Here is a 17,596-nt window from a genome sequence, read left to right as displayed (position 1 = left end):
GGAGCGAGCCTGCTCGCGAAGAGGCCATCACATTCAACACTGTTGGTGACTGATACACCGCTTTCGCGAGCAGGCTCGCTCCCACAGGGGATAGCGGCGTTTTTGATGGAACAGGAGAAAATCATGCATCTGGTTCAATTCGAATTACCCAACGGCGAGCGCCGGGTCGGCGTGGTCGACAGCGGTCAGGTCCGCGAAGTCGAGGACGCCCGCAGTGTCCGTGATCTGGCCCTGGCGGCAATCGAGGCCGGCAGCTCCCTTGAGCAGCAAGTGCAAAGCCTCGGCCTCGGCGCCAGTCACGACTACGCGCAATTGCTCAAAGACCTGCGCATCCTGCCGCCACTCGATCACCCGGACCCGGCGCACATGCTGGTCAGCGGTACCGGCCTGACCCATCTGGGCAGCGCTTCGGCCCGGGACAAGATGCACCAGCAGGCCGGCGATGAAGCGGCAATGACCGACACCATGCGCATTTTCAAATGGGGCGTGGAGGGTGGCAAACCGGCGGCGGGGCAGGCCGGTGTGCAACCGGAGTGGTTCTACAAGGGCGACGGCAGCATTGTCGTGCGTCCGGGGCAGGCGTTCCCGCTGCCGCCGTTCGCCGAAGACGCCGGTGAAGAGCCAGAGATGGCCGGCCTGTACGTCATCGGCAACGATGGCAAGCCGTATCGCCTCGGTTTCGCGGTGGGCAACGAGTTCTCCGACCACGTCATGGAGCGCAAGAATTACCTGTACCTGGCGCACTCGAAATTGCGCAGTTGCAGTTATGGCCCGGAACTTCGCACCGGTGAATTGCCTCAACACCTTGCCGGCACCAGCCGAATCCTGCGTGACGGCGAAGTGCTCTGGCAGAACGAGTTCCTCAGTGGCGAGGCCAACATGTGCCACAGCCTGGCGAACCTCGAGTACCACCACTTCAAATACAGTCAGTTCCTGCGTCCGGGCGACGTGCATATTCACTTTTTCGGCACTGCGACCCTGTCGTTTGCCGACGGCATCCGCACCCAGCCGGGCGACACGTTCGAGATCAGCCAGGCCGACTTCGGCGCACCGCTGGTCAACGGTATCGCACCGGTCAAAGCGGCTTTTGAACCGGACAGCATCGGCACCCTTTAAGGAGATCCCATGACTCAGATTCTCGGTCACAACTACATCGGCGGTCAGCGCAGCGCCGCCGGCAGCGTCAAACTGCACTCGGTCGACGCCAGCACTGGCGAGGCCTTGCCGCATGATTTCATCCAGGCCACGGCCGAAGAGGTCGATGCCGCCGCCAAGGCCGCCGCTGCGGCTTATCCGACCTATCGCAGCCTCAGCGCCGAACGTCGCGCGCAGTTCCTCGACGCAGTCGCGGATGAGCTGGATGCGCTTGGCGACGATTTCGTCGCCGTGGTCTGCCGCGAAACCGCGCTGCCAGCCGGGCGCATTCAGGGCGAGCGCGGTCGCACCAGCGGGCAGATGCGTCTGTTCGCCAAAGTCCTGCGTCGTGGTGATTTCTACGGCGCACGGATCGATCTGGCACTGCCTGATCGCCAGCCACTGCCTCGTCCGGACCTGCGCCAGTATCGCATCGGCCTCGGCCCGGTCGCGGTGTTCGGCGCGAGCAACTTCCCGCTGGCGTTCTCCACTGCCGGTGGCGATACCGCAGCAGCGCTGGCCGCCGGTTGCCCGGTAGTGTTCAAGGCCCACAGCGGCCACATGGCCACGGCTGAACTGGTCGCCGACGCGATCATTCGTGCCGCAGAAAAAACCGGTATGCCCGCAGGCGTGTTCAACATGATCTACGGTGGCGGCGTCGGCGAATGGCTGGTCAAGCACCCGGCAATTCAGGCCGTTGGTTTCACTGGCTCGCTGAAGGGCGGTCGCGCTTTGTGCGACATGGCCGCTGCACGTCCGCAACCGATCCCGGTGTTTGCCGAGATGTCGAGCATCAACCCGGTGATTGTCTTGCCGCAGGCACTGGCCACGCGTTCGGAAACCGTCGCGCGCGACCTCACCGCTTCGGTAGTGCAGGGTTGCGGTCAGTTCTGCACCAATCCAGGTCTGGTCATCGGTATTCGCTCTGCGCAGTTCAGCGCGTTTGTAGAGCAAGTCGCCGCTGCGATCGGTGATCAACCGGCGCAAACCATGCTCAACGCCGGCACCCTCGGCAGCTACGGTAAAGGCCTGGAAAAGCTCCTGGCGCACAGCGGCATTGAGCATCTGGCCGGTAATCCGCAGCAGGGCAATCAGGCGCAGCCGCAGTTGTTCAAGGCCGATGTCAGCCTGTTGATCAACGGCGACGAAGTGCTACAGGAAGAAGTGTTCGGTCCGACCACAGTAATCGTCGAAGTGGCCGATCAGGCACAACTGAGCGCAGCGCTGCACGGCCTGCACGGTCAACTGACCGCGACGATCATTGGTGAGCCGTCTGACTTCGAGCAATTCGCCGAACTGACGCCGCTGCTGGAACAGAAAGTCGGGCGCATCCTGCTCAATGGTTATCCGACTGGTGTCGAAGTATGCGATTCGATGGTGCATGGCGGCCCGTACCCGGCGACGTCCGATGCGCGCGGCACGTCAGTGGGCACGCTGGCGATCGATCGCTTCCTGCGCCCGGTGTGCTTCCAGAACTACCCGGACAGCTTGCTGCCCGAACCACTGAAAAACGCCAACCCGCTGCGGATCCAGCGCCTGGTGGATGGCAAGCCATCGCGTGAGGCGATCTAGCCAACACCGCGATTTTTTGTGTTGATCGTTCCCACGCTCTGCGTGGGAATGCAGCCCGGGACGCTCTGCGTCCCACTGGAACGCGGAGCGTCCCTTGAGGCGTTCCCACGCGGAGCGTGGGAACGATCAGACAGAGGTTCCAGCAGGGGCCTCTGGATCACATTGGGCTATCATTGGCCCTTTCCCCCCTAGAAAGACTGTTTGCCATGACTGCCCAGACCCTTCTCAACGCCCTCGAACACTGCGGTATGGTCGAAATCGATGGCCTGCACGCCTTCGAATTCGCCCTCGACGAGGACGATAACCTGCACATCGAATGCATCGATGGCCGCGAAGCCAAGCACTGGCAATTCACCCCGGCGCAGGTCGCGCAAGCGACGTTCGATGAGACGCTGCAGAGCTGGCTGATCGTCGGTTACGCCAGCGACACCAAGACCACGGGCGAGCATCGTCTGGTGTGCCTCGGCGACGTAGTCAGCAGCAGCGACGATGAGGATGACAATAATGAAGATGCGTAATTTCTGGCCTTTGCTGATGGCCGGCAGCGTCGGCGCGATGGGGCTTTCCAGCGCCAGCGCCGACACCTTGCAGTTGCTGGTCGGCTCGTACACCGCCGGTTCCAGCCAGGGCATCTACCGCATGCAGTTCGACAGCGCCACCGGCCAGATCGACGCCAAGCCGCTGCAAGTGGTCAAGACCGAAAACCCTTCGTGGCTGACCCTCTCGAAAGACCAGAAACGCCTGTTCGTGGTCAATGAAAACGGTCCGGGCCAGACTGACCCGGTCGGCCGCGTCAGCAGCTTCGCCATCGACCCGAAGACCCATGCGCTGAGCCTGATCAATCAAGTGCAGAGCCTGGGCAACGAGCCGACCCATTCCAGCCTCAGCGCTGATGCCAGACACCTGTTCGTCAGCAACTATTCGGTCATGGAAGATCCGGGCGGCACCCTGGCGGTATTGCCGGTCGATGCCGACGGCCAGCTGAAACCGGTGGTGCAGATGAGCGGCCACCCGGCCAGCCGGGTCAACCCTGAGCGTCAGGCCTCGAATCACGTGCACTCGACGGTGTCGTCGCCGGACGGGCGCTATGTGTTCTCCAATGATTTGGGCGCAGACAAGGTTTTCATCTATCAGTACGACCCGAAGGCCAACCCGCACTTGCCGCTAACCCCGGCGAAAACCGCCTCGGTAGCCTTGCCGGCCGGCAGTGGCCCGCGTCATCTGCTGTTCAGCGCTGACGGCAAACACGCCTGGCTGACCATGGAGATGAGTGCACAGGTCGCGGTGTTCGACTACAAGGACGGCGTACTGAGCCAGACGCAGTTGGTGGATCTGGCAGCGGGCCAGCCAACCTCGGACAAGGCCGGCGCGGCGCTGCATGCCTCGGCTGACGGCAAGTTTCTCTACGTGAGCAATCGCGGCACGGCCAATCAGCTTGTAGTGTTCGGCATTGATCCTGCGACCGGTCAGCTCAAAGAGCTGCAAAAGCGCTCGGTCGAGGGTGATCACCCGCGCGAGTTTGCCCTCGATCCGAGTGGTAAATTCGTCTTGATCGCCAACCAGAAGAGCAACCAGATTGTCGTCGTCGAACGCGATACCAAGACGGGTCTGCTCGGTAAAACCGTGCAAAAACTGCCGATGGACGCGCCAAGCGATCTGAAGTTTGTAGTGCGACAATAAGCCACAGGCCCCGGTCTGCGGGGCCTGCATCGTTGTATTAATTGCACTGATATCGGCTAATGCTACAAAAGATTTCAAGCGAGCAACCCTCGAGCGTTACGTTTGTTTCACAGCCCGCCGGGCAAACCAAGCAAACGAACACGAGGGTTACCGCCATGAATTTCAATCTCTTCTCCGTCATCGCCGCTTCCGCCATTTCTGCCACCGTGGTATTGCCAGCCGGTGCCAACGTCGAAATCGCCAGCAAAAAATCCCACACCCAGAGCTACACCCAGAAATACCTGCAACAAAGCGCCAACTTCTACGCCGCGCTGGATCACAAAACCCAAGCCTGAGCGCAGCGTTCTCCTGTAGGAGCTGCCGAAGGCTGCGATCTTGATCGTTCCCATGCTCTGCGTGGGAATGATCAAACAAGAGATCGCAGCCTTCGGCAGCTCCTACGCGCGCGCGTAACCTGATCGTTCCCCCGCTCTGCGTGGGAACGCAGCCCGGGACGCTCTGCGTCCCATTGGAACGCGGAGCGTCCCTTGAGGCATTCCCACGCGGAGCGTGGGAACGATCAATCAGAAGATCGCAGCCTTCGGCAGCTCCTACGCGCGTACGCGTTCTCCACTCATAGGTTTTCCCTCGCCGGCAAATAGAGCCGCTAAATAATCAACGAAGCTGATATTCACCATTGCAAACCCTGAGTGGTTGCTTCGGCTTTTTTGATTGATTCTGTGGCCATCGAAACCTTTGCCCACGGAGAACACCATGGCCAGCGCAATCCTCACTTCCGCCAAACGCGGCGCCTACCTGGCCATCGGTCTGTACCTGGCCGTGGTGCTGTTTGTCAGCATCGGCGCGCAAATGGAACACAGCTTCGACGCCCCGATCGACGTCGCCCACCCCGGCATCCAGTTCGAACTGCGCTCGCAAAGCGCAATGGTCGACAGGGCCGAACTCGCAGGAGTCGGCGGCGCATGAAAGGCTACAGACTCTGGGTCATCGCCAGCCTCGCGCTGATGACCAACGGCGCTTCCCTCTTGGGGTTTGGCCAGGGCTCGGTGGGCGGCTTGGCCCGGGCCATAGAGGCCAACCACAACATCGCCCACAACATTGAACGAGCCAACACGCTGGGCCTGATGGCCGGCAATCCACCGGTCAAGGTCGCGCTGGATTTTCTCGGGCCGTTTGAAGTGGATTGCATGGCGCTGGGCATGTGTAACGCCCTGGCGTAATGATCGTTCCCACGCTCTGCGTGGGAATGCCTCAAGGGACGCTCCGCGTTCCACTGGGACGCAGAGCGTCCCCGGCTGCATTCCCACGCGGAGCGTGGGAACGATCAAAGGGAGAGAGGGTTATTTTTTCATGATCGAGATGAACAGGTCGGATTCGAGGAAACGCTGCAACCACACCTGCAAGCGAACATAAGGCATCTGCGCGAACCACTCGCGATCAACGTGAGCGAACTGCCGGACGAAGGGCAGCAGGGCGATGTCGGCGAGGCTCGGATGATCGGCCAGCAAGTAGTCACGTCCTTCAAGCAGCTCATCCAGTTTCTGCAGAAATAACGCACCTTCAGCCCGATAAGCTTCCATCGGCTGCTCAGGGTAACGCTCGGCGTACTTGTAGCGATTCAAAGCCGATTTGAAAATCTGATCATTGCCTTCAATCAGTTTCTCCATCCACAGTGCCGCGAACGAATCACCGGCCAGCAACCAATCATCCGGATCATTCTGCGCCAACGCCCAGCACATGATCTGCAGACTCTCATCAATCACCACGCCATCGGCATTCAGCACCGGCACGGTGCCCTTGGGCGAGAGCGCCAGCATCTGCGCCGGTTTGTCCTTCAGGCTGACCTCAACGATCTCCACCGGCACGCCCGCATAACGCAGCGCCATTCGCGCACGCATGGCGTAAGGGCAGCGGCGGAAGGAATACAGCGTGTTCATTTCACCTCCAGCGTGCTCAAACCATTGCCTTGGCGCCGCACCTTAATCTGCACCGGAATCCGCTCGTGCATTTCCTGCACGTGGGAAATCACCGCCACCTTGCGTCCCTGTGCCTGCAAGCCATCGAGCGCGTCCATGGCCAGTTGCAAGGATTCCGGATCAAGGCTGCCGAAACCTTCATCGATAAACAGCGATTCGATTTTCAGCGTGCTCGACGCCATCGAGGCCAGACCCAGCGCAAGGGCGAGTGATACGAGGAACGTCTCGCCGCCCGACAACGAATGCACCGAGCGCAGTTCGTCGCCCATTTCCGTGTCCATCACCAGCAGGCCGAGCATGCTGCCGCCGCGTTTGAGGCGATAGCGTTTGACCAGTTGGCGCAGCTGCGCGTTGGCGTGATGCACCAGCAGGTCGAGGTTGTAGGCCTGGGCGATCTTGCGGAAGGTGTCGCCGGTGGCTGAGCCGATCAAGGCACTGAGTCGCGCCCAGCGTTGATACTCGGCGTAGGCGTCAGCGATCTGCCGGGCCAACGCCTGATTGGCGTTCTGCCGGCGCTGGTCTTCCGCCTGTTCGGCGCGCAGTTCGGCGCACTGCTGTTCGCTGACGGCGAACTGGTTTTGCAGCTCGGCGAGGGCGCTGTCCAGCTGTTCTGCGTCAAGATTGCCGTCCTGCCGGGCCTGGTGATCGAGCAGGCGCTGATCGCGCTCTTGCAACAAGACCTGGGCCTGTTCGATGGCTTTTTCGTTGTGCTGAAGGGTCTGACGCAGGTCGGCGACTTGCGCGTCGTCGAAGCGCAGCAAGTCTTCCAGGCCGCTGTCATCCAGTTCCGGGTGGCTGGCGCGCCAATCGGCGATCTTGCCGGCGAGTGCCTGTTCTTCAGCCTCCAATGCTTGCAGGCGATCCTGCTGAGACTTGAGTTCGGCTGCGATCTGCACCAGCTGCGTGCGCACGCTTTGCAGCTCTTCAGCCGTACTGGTTTCGGCGACGCGCGCCTGTTCCACCGCATGTTCCAGCTGCTGCTGCCAATGCTCGGCGCTGCTGTGCTCGCCAAGTAACTGCGCGAGCTTTTCCTGACAGCTTTGCTGCTGCTCGGTCAGCGTGGTGAATTGTTGCTCGGCGCTGTGCAGTTGCTGAGTGCGCAGCTGTTGGCGATCCTGTGCTTTCTCCAACGTCTGCTGGCGTTGCTGCTGTTCGCTCAGCTCTTCCTTTTGCTGCTCAAGCTGGGCCAGACGCTCGCCGATCTGCCGATCCAGCTGCATGAATGTCGCGGCCGGCTCCAGGCGCAGTGCTTCGAGAGTGTCAGCCGGCAGCAGCGGACCGAACGCGCTGAGTTCTTCTTCAAGGCGCTGACGGTCGCTGTTGAGTTCATGCTGCTGATGGCTCAGCTGTTGCGTCGCTTGCTGGTGAGCCACTTCGGCCTGACGCAATTGTTGCGACAAGCGCGCCGCGTCCTGCTGCAAGGTGAGCAGGGCACTTTGCCGTTGTTCGTCTTGAGTGATGCTCTGGTTCAACTGCTCGGTCTGGCGGCTGAGCCAGGCGTCGCGTTTGTCGGCGTCCTGATTGAACAGTTGCGCGGCCAGCGGATGCGCGTCGAGGCTCGGCGCCAGGGCTTGTTGTTGCGCCGCCAGTTGTTCCTGTTGCTGGAGCAATTCTTTCTGTTGCGCGATCACGCCACCGACTTCGCCGCGCAGCTCAATCAGTTTTTCCTTGAGCTGATCGACCATTTGCTGGGCGTTGGCCTGTTCGCTTTCATCGTGACGGCCAAGGCTTTGCAACAGCGCTTCGGGCTGATGATAGGGATGCTCGTTGCTGCCGCAGACCGGGCAGGGCTGATCGTCCTGCAACTGCGCGCGCAACTCTTCGACACTGGCACTGCGCGCCAGCCGCTGACGCTCGAGCAGTTCGCGAGTGACATTGAGGGTCTGCTCGGCGACGGTCAGTTCGGCCTTGGTTTTCACACCGTCCTGGGTCAAGCGTTCGCGTTGCTGCTGCGCGTCGAGCTGGCGTTGTTGCAACTCGGCGCTGCGCTTGTCGAGATCCTGCTGAGTCGCCCACAAACGCGACAGGTCTTCGATTGCGCGCAGCTGTTTGCGGTTGTCCTGCAGCAAGGTGCCGAGCAGGCCGATCTGTTCGGCCACCGCATCGGGCTCGGCGCCAGCCTCTTTGAACAACACTTCCAGTTGTTGCTTGTGCGAGGCCAGTTGCTCAGCACTGCGCGCGGCGTTCTGTTCGAGGGACGCCAGTTCGCTCTGGCCTTTGTTCAAGCGGTTGCCGATCAGCATCAACTGTTGCAGACGGTCGCGATAGGCGCTCCAGGCATCGCTCAAGGGCGCCAGATGGGCGCTCTGCTCAAGCTCGGTGGCGATGCGTTGCAAGCGTGCGGCGACTTCAGCCTGTTTTTCCTGCAAGGCCTGAATCGCGCTCTGGCCATCCTTGAACGCTTGCTCGGCGGTTTGTCGGGCTTCGGCGCTGCTGGCAGTGTCCTTGATCAGACGGGCGAGGGTGCTTTGCTCTTCGAATGCCTGACGCAACAGCGGCGCGTTTTCGCTCTGGCGCTGTTGCGCTTCGCTCAGGGCGACTTTTGCTGCGTCGAGGTTTTGCGCCAGTTGTGTCTGGCGTTCGCCCAACGCGGCGTGTTGTTGGGTGTGCGCGGCAATCTGCGTCGCCAGTGGCGTCAGCAGCGCATCAAGCTCGGCCTTGCGCGCGAACTGATGGCGCTGCGGGCCAAGCTGTTCCAGACGCGTCAGTTTTACCCGCTCGCCGGCCAGTGCCTGCCATTGCTGCTGCGCGGCTTGCAGTTGTTCGCTGGCGGCTTTTTGCGCGTCCTGCAACTGGCGCAAATCCTTCAGCCAACCGTGTTGTTGCTCAAGCTGTTTGAGCTGCGCCTGTTGCGCCTTCATCTGTTGCTGCGCGGTGTTGAAACGCTCGTCGAGTTCGGCGCGGGCTTCCGGCGCCAAAGGCGTTACCCCGGTAGCCTGATCCTGCAACAGCTTGTGCGCTTCGCGGGCTTCTTTGGTCTTGTCGAAAGCGCGGCGGCCGAGGCGGGTGTAGAGCGCGGTGTCTGTGAGTTTTTCCAGCAGTTCACTGCGGTCGTTGTCGTCGGCCTTGAGGAACGCGCTGAACTCACTCTGCGCCAGCAGCACAGCGCGGGTGAACTGTTCAAAGTTGAGGCCCAGCGCGGCTTCCAGCTGGGTTTTGTATTCGCCTTTCTGGCTGGCGAGCAGTTGATCCTGATCGATGTCGCGCAGGCTCTGCCGACTGGCCTGGAGTTTGCCACCAGCCTTCTCGCGAGCACGATTGGCTTCCCAGCGCGCGCGATAGCGGCGGCCATCGACGCCGACAAAATCCACTTCGGCATAGCCTTCACCCGTGCCACGCCGCAGCAAGGTGCGCGGGTCACCAGTGGCGATTTCACCGTCAGCGTCGGGGACTTTGGCATCGCGACCGGTGTTGTTCAGGCGCGGTACGGCGCCGAACAGCGCCAGACACAACGCATCAAGCAACGTGCTCTTGCCAGCGCCTGTGGGGCCGGTGATCGCAAAAAGACCAGCGCTGGCCAGCGGTTCGGCGGTGAAATCGATCTCGAACGGACCGGCCAGCGAGGCGAGGTTCTTCAAACGAATGGCGAGAATCTTCACGGCTGCTCGCCCTCCAGTTGCACGTCCTGCAGCAGTTCGGCGAAGTCCTTGAGCGTCTGGTCGTCGACCTCGCTGCCGTAATTGTCGAGCCAGGCGCGGCTGAACAGTTCCTGCGGGGTGAGCTGGTCGAGTTCGATCAGTGTGCTGCCGTCATCGCTGCCATCGGCGCCACGATTGCCGGCGTATTCAGCGGCGATGCGCACCAGTCGCACGGCTTTGCCTTGCAGTGCGGTTTCCACTTGATGGCGCAGATCCGGCTGCGGCTCATCCAGACGCACGCGCACTTCGAGCCAGGGCTGGCGCTGGGTTTCGGCGAGCAGATCGATATTCGGCAGGTCGGCCAGTTGCAGCAGAATCTCGGCCAGCGGCGCCGGGCCGATGCGCTGCAGATTGACCGAGCGCGGGATCAGTTTCGGCTCGACGCTGACCAGAGTTTCACCGTCCAGGACCACATCGAGAATCTGATGCTGATAACCGATTTCGGAGAACGACAGCGGAATCGGCGAGCCGCTGTAGCGAATGCGCTCCTCGCCGTTGACCTTCTGCGGCTTGTGCAAATGGCCGAGGGCGACGTAACTGATGCTTTCGCCGAACAGGCTGGCGGGCAGCGCTTCGGCATTGCCGATGATCAGGCTGCGTTCGGAATCCTCCGACACCGAGCCCCCGGCCATGTGCGCGTGGCTGATAGCGATCAACGCCTGCCCGGGTTGACGCTTGGCATTCGCCGCCGCGATCAGCCATTCATGCACCTGACCGATGCCGCGCAGATAGTTGTCACCCAGATGCGCGCCAGTGACTTCCGCCGGGCGCAAGAACGGCAGCGCCAGACACCACGCGGCGATTTCTCCTTGCGCATTCGGCAGCGGCAGCAACAAACGTTCGGCGTCGAGCTGCCCGTCATCCAGCCACAGCACCCGACCCAACGCGTGAGTGCGCAAACGCCGCATCAACGGCGCCGGCAGCTCGATCCGCGAGCCGGAATCATGGTTGCCGGCGATCATCACGATGGTCAGCAACGGCTGCTGTTGGTGAGCGCTGACGATGAAGTCGTAAAGGCGTTCCTGAGCTTTGACCGGCGGATTGACCGTATCGAAGATATCGCCGGCAATCAGCAGCACATCCGGCTGCGCCAAGTGCAACTGGCGCAGCAGCCATTCGAGAAAACACGCGTGCTCGAAATCGCGCTCCTGGCCGTGCAGGTTTTGCCCAAGGTGCCAGTCGGAGGTGTGGAACAAACGCAAGGTGGACTCCGCATTTTGATCAAGAGGGTGGCCGCGAAGAAGAACGGGCGGCGAGAGGAGGGGAGTTTACTGGCAAATCACGCCCCTTGCCTTGTCGCGTGTCTGCTTGCACCGACAGCGGCGAATATTTCGGTAATCGGCCGATGCGGCTGGCGCTTGTGCATCCGCCGCACTTGTTCACTCAGTCGCAACAACTCTTCACTGGGCTTGGCCCATTGCTCTTTCGGCAATGGCTCGGACCAGGCACGCATAACATCCGGCAGCGCCTGCTTGCCGATTCTTTCCAGCCGACGAATTTCCCATTCGAGCAGACGGTTGGGAATCGTCCATAAGGTCATGACGTGATACAGGTACCAGAAGAACCCCGACAACCGCGAGCGGCGGCCTTCATGGATCTCCTGATGCATCCGCGCGCGGGCATTGTGGAATGTATGCAGGCCTTCGTGGGGTGGGTCGTCCGGGCCTTGCAGATCCTGCAAATCCTGAATCGATTTGAGGTCGTTGACCTCGTACTCCATGTAACCGCGAATCGCTTCCCAATGGCTGATCGCGAGCTCCAGGCCGGCGCATTGGAATTCCTGGCTTATGAGGGTTTCACCTTGGTAGAAACCGATGCCCATACCGTATTGGCGATGGATCCCGAACTGGGTGGCGCCCTTGGCTTCGATGATCCACGCGCTGAGCGACTCCCACGGGACAAAAACCGGCTCGGTGGCGCCTTCGGGCATGAAGCAGACTTCGCGGCGTTGGCGGTTGAAGCGGGTTGGGATGAGGGAGAGGCGTTTTTTGTGGACGTGGTGCCAGACGCCCAGGCCGATACCCAAGGCCATAAAACCCGTTAATAACGCCAATTTGTAAAGGGCAAGAAAAACACCCTCAATAATTTCCTGAATAAACTCCCAGTTATCTCCAAACATGAGCCCAATAAAGCCTCCCACCAGTGGATATAGAAACGCGATCATGAATGTGCCACTGAACGGTCCTCCTAAAGTCATCTGCCACATGAATACCTGCGGGTTTCCCAACCCGAAGTCCATGTAAACACTGTTTAGTACCCCTATATGAGGCCCGTAGGGTGGCGTTTGTGTTGGTAATGGCAAGGGCGCGAGATAGGTAATTTTTCCACTCGGAAACGGCTCTACATCGCCCGCTTTTCTGATCACCTCACATTGCGCATCAACAAGAGGCTCATTGTGATTATTCAGCATGGTCAGCCCTTTCGAGGTATTGATTTTCAACCAGCAGAACCATCGGGTTTTCCTTGAACGAGCCGGGAGCAACAACTGCGAAATGGCCGTCACCCCGAGGGTCTCTCGCCTCGGCCAACATCAACCGAAACATCCGCATCCAACGCGGTCCTCTGTGGGAGCGAGCCTGCTCGCGAAGGCGCGCAAACAGGCAAAAAACCTCCCTCCCTCTGGTCACAAAACTGCTCTGCATCAGTCCACAGCCCGCCTGCAAACCTCAGCGAAAATCTGCGTAATCGGCCGATGCGGCTGGCGCTTGTGCATCTGCCGCACTTGTTCGCTTAGTCGCAACAGCTCTTCACTGGGCTTGGCCCATTGCTCTTTAGGCAGCGGCTCGGACCAGGCGCGCATGACTTCCGGCAGCGCCTGCTTGCCGATTCTTTCGAGTCGGCGCACTTCCCATTCGACCAAACGGTTGGGAACCGTCCATAAAGTCATGACGTGATACAGGTACCAAAAAAATCCCGACAACCGCGAGCGGCGGCCTTCACGGATCTGCTGATGCATCCGCGCCCGGGCGTTACGAAAAGTGTGCAGGCCTTCGTGGGGCGGGTCGTCCGGGCCTTGCAGGTCTTGCAGGTCCTGAATCGATTTGAGGTCGTTGACTTCGTACTCCATGTAACCGCGAATCGCCTCCCAATGGCTGATCGCGAGCTCCAGGCCGGCGCATTGGAATTCCTGGCTTATGAGGGTTTCACCTTGGTAGAAACCGATGCCCATGCCGTATTGGCGATGGATGCCGAACTGGGTGGCACCCTTGGCTTCGATGATCCAGGCGGACAGCGATTCCCATGGGACGAAGACAGGTTCGGTGGCGCCTTCGCGCATGAAGCAGACTTCGCGGCGTTGACGGTTGAAGCGGGTTGGGATGAGGGTGGCGCGGGTTTTGTGGACGTGGTGCCAGACGCCTAGGCCAATAAACAAGGCAATTAAACCCGTTGAGAAAGCCAATTTGTAAATGGCAAAAAAAATACCCTCAATGACTTCTTTAATGAACTCCCAGCTATCACCTAACAGAAGTCCTATAAACCCTCCCATCAGTGGATATAGGAACGCGATCATTAATGTGCCGCTGAATGGTCCGCCTAAAATGACTTGCCAAGAAAAAACCTCCAGTGTCCCTAAACCGAAATCCATATAAACGTCATTCAGTTCACCAATATGCCGACCGTAAGCTGGCATTGATGTTGGTAATGGCAAGGGCGCGAGATAGGTAATTTTTCCGCTCGGAAACGCCTCAATGTCACCGGCCTTTCTAGGCTGTTGAAGCGGGCGAATTGTTAATGGATCATCGTGATTATTCAGCATGGTCAGCTCTTTCTAACAGGTGAGCCTCAACCAGCAAAACTGGAGGTTTTTCTTTGACCTGTTGAGGAGTAACAACCCCAAAATGACCCTCACCACGCGGATCTAGGTGAATGACGCGAGTTCGAGATGCCCATTCACCTTTTTCATTCAATGTCTGAACGCACACAGCCAATTCCAGCGTTTCTTTCGCGGGAACAAATTCCGACCCGAGGCCCGCTGGATACTGGAGACAAAGTATCAGTCCTTCTGGGCTGGACTTCACGATGCGCAGGCTGCTTAAAATCTCGTCACTAATGACATCTCGCTGCTCTCGTGGTGCTCCTCGACTGTGCAGCGGAATTGAAATGCGGTGCGCGCCGATACCTAAACGGGAGGTTGGGTTGCCGCCAAACGGAGGCAGCAGATCATTCAGCGTTAGGGTCGGCAATGCTAAGTGAATATCGCTGGGTTTGGCTTTGAATAACAGATCCTTCAGCCAAGAGTCGTACAGATTTGGGCCAAGCTGCGCGTAAGGTGCGTGAATTAAAAAAGCCAGATAACTTTGATAGTCATCAAGTGAGTGGTCGCCACGCATCTCGCTATCCCTACTCCACGGTGTGATTTTCAACCATTTATCGTGAGCACTGATGTTGTAGCGGCTGTACAGCCAGCTGCCGCCCAGCTCTAGAACGGTAAAAAGTGCTCCAGCGAGATTGAAGCGGAAAAAGACGGTGGATAAACGTGTGCCAGCAGCGGCCCAAGCAGCTCTTCGAGCGGCATTACTTGACGCCTTCAATACCTTGAATGTGGAGTGGACAGTGTTGGTCAAACCATAGCTAGTAGTTGATGTCATGCCACCAGCTCCCATCGTCGCCAATGCAGCTGCGCTTTGCGCCGAATGATTTCCACTGCGAACCGCCTGTTCCCAGTTTTTGCGCTGCGTGACAAAACTGTTCGTAGAAGAAGCCAACCCTGACAAATATGTAAAAAAACCCAATCCCACATGCAATTTCCCCATCTGCACGTGCACGGTCTGCAAGGCATGGAGCTGAACGCTTGCCACTAGAGAAGCGCAGCGAACTTTTAACGCCGTATCAGCAAGACTTTGTGCGGCACTAAATCCCGCCGCTCCCGTTGCAGCGACTGAATTCATCAACGAGGTCCACACTCTTTCATTTACAGCCTGCCTGCGCAGCTCCCGATAAACCCCCACCAAATTCACCACCTGCACCATCACCACCAACAACCCCATCCCCTCCGTCCGCACCAGACTCGCCTTCGAAACCCCCGCCACTCCCGCGCGAATGTTCTCCAGCAACCCTCGCAATTCCCCGTGCTGCGCCGGCGGAAACACCACCGTCACGCCCGCTTTCGCCGGGGTGGCGCCATACAGCCGTGCCGAGCGATCCGGCAGTTCGTCAATCGGGCTTAGCGCTGCCGCAAGGCGGCCTTCGAACAAGGCCAGTTGCGTGCGCACGCGGACGATTTCTTCCTGCAATTCCATCGCCCGGGCGGTTTTGTGGCCTTGGCGGTTTTTATTGTGGGTGAGCTGGTTGCGTTCGCGGTTGAGGGTTTTCAGGTAGTCGCGTTCGCGCAGCACTTCCTTGATCGTGGCTTGCAGCGCCGCTTGTTCCGCCGGGGTGGATACGGTGAAGGTCACGCCGCTGGTTCGCGCGGCGTCGAAGACGCGCAGGCGCAGGGCTTTGGGCAGGCGCTGGAACAGTTCGTCGAGGTCGGGGATTTTCTCGCCGGCGAGATCAAAGCCTTCCAGCGCCCGGCTCAGGCCGAGGTTCAGCGCCGGGCTGTAGGTGTCCTGCACCGCATCGGCGAGGACGCGGCTGTGTGCCGGCAGATCGTCGAGGGCCGGCAACTGCGGATGCTCGATGCTCTGCAATTTGGCCAGCCAGTCCGGCAGGTTGTTGAACATCGCCATGCCGGCGTTGAACAGCGTTGAATATTGCCCGGCCTGTTCGGTCTGCAAGCGCAGCGGCAAGGTGTAGAACAGCGGGCGGGTCAGTTGCGGGTGTTGCTCGAGGTAACCGAGCATTTGCTCATTGGCCGCGTCGCTGCGGCCGATGTCCTTGAGGCAGGCGTATTCGCTGGCGAGCGCCTGATCGATCTGCACTTGCCCGTCGAAATACCACGCCGAGCGATGGAAACGCCCGGCGCACAGCAATTGCGCGCGGTCGGCGGTGATGCGTTCGAGCAGGCGATTCCAGCGTCCGAGGTTGTCGCGATGATTGTTCAGCACCTCGTCCATGGCCGGGCGGTCGATCAGGTCGTTGATGCCGCGTTTGCCGCTGAGCAACGGGCCGTCGAGCACGTCTCTCATGCGTCGGTTCTGATCCTTGCCGAGGTCGACCAGTGTGTTCAGATGACGCTCGACGAAATCGGCCGGGGCCACTTCAGCAAAATATTCGCGGGTGTAAAAGCGCCGATCTGCCTCGGCGGTGACGCGAGCGTGCGCGGTGAAATCCGGGGCAATGCCGTCGAAGCGGTTCAGCGCCAATGACTCGTCCAGTGCCTTTTCGCGAAGCTGTTGCAACTCAGGCGTGGCTTCGACTGCAACTGGCTCGACCTCACCACCTTTGTTCAGATAGTCGAGCAGCGCCTGCCGGGTATTTTCCCGATTAGGCTCGGGCAATTGCTCCAGTTCAGCGAACAATGCCTGGGCGCGCGGATCGTCGCTGGCCTTGGCCAAAGTGTCGAAGTCCTGAGATCCGAGCTGGCTCAGCGACTCGATGTAACTGGCCAGCAGGTAGTCGCGCTCGTTGTTGTCGGTGTTGCTCCACTGCTCGATCCAGCCGACCACCAGGTCCTGATAATCAGCCAGATCACGCATCACCCCGAGGTCGTCGTTGACCAGCAGAAACAGCGTGTCGTCCTGATAAGGTCCGCGCACCCGCCCGAGAAATTCGCCGATATGCGCCTCGCGAAAACGTCGCGGGTTTTCCCACAGATAGGGTTCACGCTCGTGCTCCGGCGCGTCGCTGACCTGCACCGCCGGCATCCGCGTGGCGTCGGCCTCGGCCAGCGGTTTCGCTGTGCAGGCCACTTCCGCCAGCCACTGTTTCGCCTGAGCCACGGTGAGCAAATGCTCGCCGCCGATCAGACAATGCACCGGGCCGAGATCGACCGCCTGCATGAAGTGCTCGCGTTCCTCCGCACTGTCCAGCACCTGTCGGCACTTCGCCGCGCTCAACTGCACGTCGGCGAAGGTCACGTAAAGGGTGCTTTTGCGCGAAAAGATCAACGCCGGACGTTCTTCGATGGCGCTGCGCTGATCCTCACTGACGCTTTTGCCGCGATGCAGCAATGCGCTGATGACACCTTCCAGCACGCGGTATTCGTAGAGCTCACCGCTGAGACTGTCGACGATGTACAGCCAACCGTCGCGCAGGCGGCGGATGCCCATGGGGCGCGTGGTCAGAGTGTACGGCAGCGTGATTTCGGTGCTGGGGTCGAAGGGTTTTTCCACCAGGCCGTACGCGAGGGGCAGCAGTTGCACGTGGGTGTTGCGCAAGGGGCAGGCGGCGGGGCCGATGATCGGGGCTTTGGACGCTGCGGCTGCCGCGAGGTTGGCGGGGTGCATCATTGAGCACATTTCCCTGTGTCTGTTTGTGACAGAGAAATGTGCGTGTATCTGGAAAACGACAGCAGTCAGATCTTTCTGTGTTTTGCGTAGGAATCGAACACTCGGGATGAAACCTACAAGGGATCGTCTGAAATCTTACAGAGGTTGCTTCGGATGAATCGTGAGTAACCCTGAAGGCGTACCCGCGCTCGCAAACCTACGCTGATAAATAGATCCGTTAACAAGCTCATTGCCTACGGATTTGAGCCGTACCGCTCATCGAAAT

The 17,596-nt window shown here is 59.9% G+C and carries 13 protein-coding genes and 1 pseudogene; 7 read left to right on the top strand and 7 right to left on the bottom strand.

The annotated features are described in order from the left end of the window. The first annotated feature begins 123 nt into the window (after positions 1-123). The 7 genes from araD1 to AB4N73_RS10015 all read left to right on the top strand — a co-directional run bounded on the left by araD1 (position 124) and on the right by AB4N73_RS10015 (position 5,606). Entirely contained in the window at positions 124-1,116 is a 993-nt protein-coding gene (araD1, locus tag AB4N73_RS10045; protein WP_460143365.1) for an AraD1 family protein, read from the top strand. A 9-nt stretch (positions 1,117-1,125) separates the two neighbouring features. Beyond that, on the top strand, positions 1,126-2,706 hold the full coding sequence (locus AB4N73_RS10040; protein WP_236169618.1) for an aldehyde dehydrogenase (NADP(+)): 1,581 nt from the start codon (positions 1,126-1,128) through the stop codon (positions 2,704-2,706). A 206-nt stretch (positions 2,707-2,912) separates the two neighbouring features. Continuing rightward, entirely contained in the window at positions 2,913-3,224 is a 312-nt protein-coding gene (locus tag AB4N73_RS10035) for a DUF5629 family protein (RefSeq protein ID WP_073471121.1), read from the top strand. Next, entirely contained in the window at positions 3,211-4,386 is a 1,176-nt protein-coding gene (locus tag AB4N73_RS10030; RefSeq protein WP_460143364.1) for a lactonase family protein, read from the top strand. The genes AB4N73_RS10035 and AB4N73_RS10030 overlap by 14 nt, the downstream gene beginning before the upstream one ends. 155 nt (positions 4,387-4,541) lie before the next feature. Beyond that, positions 4,542-4,721: a hypothetical protein gene (locus AB4N73_RS10025; protein ID WP_016775003.1), complete on the top strand. Its 180-nt coding sequence runs from the start codon at positions 4,542-4,544 to the stop codon at positions 4,719-4,721. A gap of 418 nt (positions 4,722-5,139) precedes the next feature. Then, positions 5,140-5,352: a hypothetical protein gene (locus tag AB4N73_RS10020; RefSeq protein ID WP_039763920.1), complete on the top strand. Its 213-nt coding sequence runs from the start codon at positions 5,140-5,142 to the stop codon at positions 5,350-5,352. Continuing rightward, a complete protein-coding gene (locus AB4N73_RS10015; protein WP_150740997.1) occupies positions 5,349-5,606 on the top strand; it encodes a hypothetical protein in 258 nt (85 codons plus the stop codon). The genes AB4N73_RS10020 and AB4N73_RS10015 overlap by 4 nt, the downstream gene beginning before the upstream one ends. A 120-nt stretch (positions 5,607-5,726) precedes the next feature. Here the strand turns inward: AB4N73_RS10015 and AB4N73_RS10010 are convergent, their stop codons facing one another. From AB4N73_RS10010 to AB4N73_RS09980, 7 genes and pseudogenes are all read right to left on the bottom strand, one after another. Further along, positions 5,727-6,323 (bottom strand): glutathione S-transferase, encoded by a 597-nt coding sequence (locus AB4N73_RS10010; RefSeq protein WP_460143363.1) that lies wholly within the window; start codon positions 6,321-6,323, stop codon positions 5,727-5,729. Continuing rightward, positions 6,320-9,961: an AAA family ATPase gene (locus tag AB4N73_RS10005; protein WP_460143362.1), complete on the bottom strand. Its 3,642-nt coding sequence runs from the start codon at positions 9,959-9,961 to the stop codon at positions 6,320-6,322. Before AB4N73_RS10005 ends, AB4N73_RS10010 begins: the two co-directional genes overlap by 4 nt. Further along, entirely contained in the window at positions 9,958-11,202 is a 1,245-nt protein-coding gene (locus AB4N73_RS10000; RefSeq protein ID WP_460143361.1) for an exonuclease SbcCD subunit D C-terminal domain-containing protein, read from the bottom strand. The genes AB4N73_RS10005 and AB4N73_RS10000 overlap by 4 nt, the downstream gene beginning before the upstream one ends. Before the next feature lie 77 nt (positions 11,203-11,279). Further along, entirely contained in the window at positions 11,280-12,440 is a 1,161-nt protein-coding gene (locus AB4N73_RS09995; RefSeq protein ID WP_256810093.1) for a hypothetical protein, read from the bottom strand. Positions 12,441-12,641: 201 nt separating this feature from the next. Beyond that, positions 12,642-13,757, bottom strand: coding sequence for a SoxR reducing system RseC family protein (locus tag AB4N73_RS09990; RefSeq protein WP_252886334.1), 1,116 nt, complete (start codon positions 13,755-13,757; stop codon positions 12,642-12,644). Continuing rightward, positions 13,747-16,737 (bottom strand): hypothetical protein, encoded by a 2,991-nt coding sequence (locus AB4N73_RS09985; RefSeq protein WP_375123786.1) that lies wholly within the window; start codon positions 16,735-16,737, stop codon positions 13,747-13,749. The genes AB4N73_RS09990 and AB4N73_RS09985 overlap by 11 nt, the downstream gene beginning before the upstream one ends. 183 nt (positions 16,738-16,920) lie before the next feature. Then, a pseudogene (locus tag AB4N73_RS09980) lies at positions 16,921-17,328 on the bottom strand (toxin VasX); the annotation flags it as partial. Positions 17,329-17,596: the final 268 nt, after the last annotated feature.

Source organism: Pseudomonas sp. S3_B08 (assembly GCF_054667725.1).
This window is presented reverse-complemented; position numbering and strand designations above follow the sequence as displayed.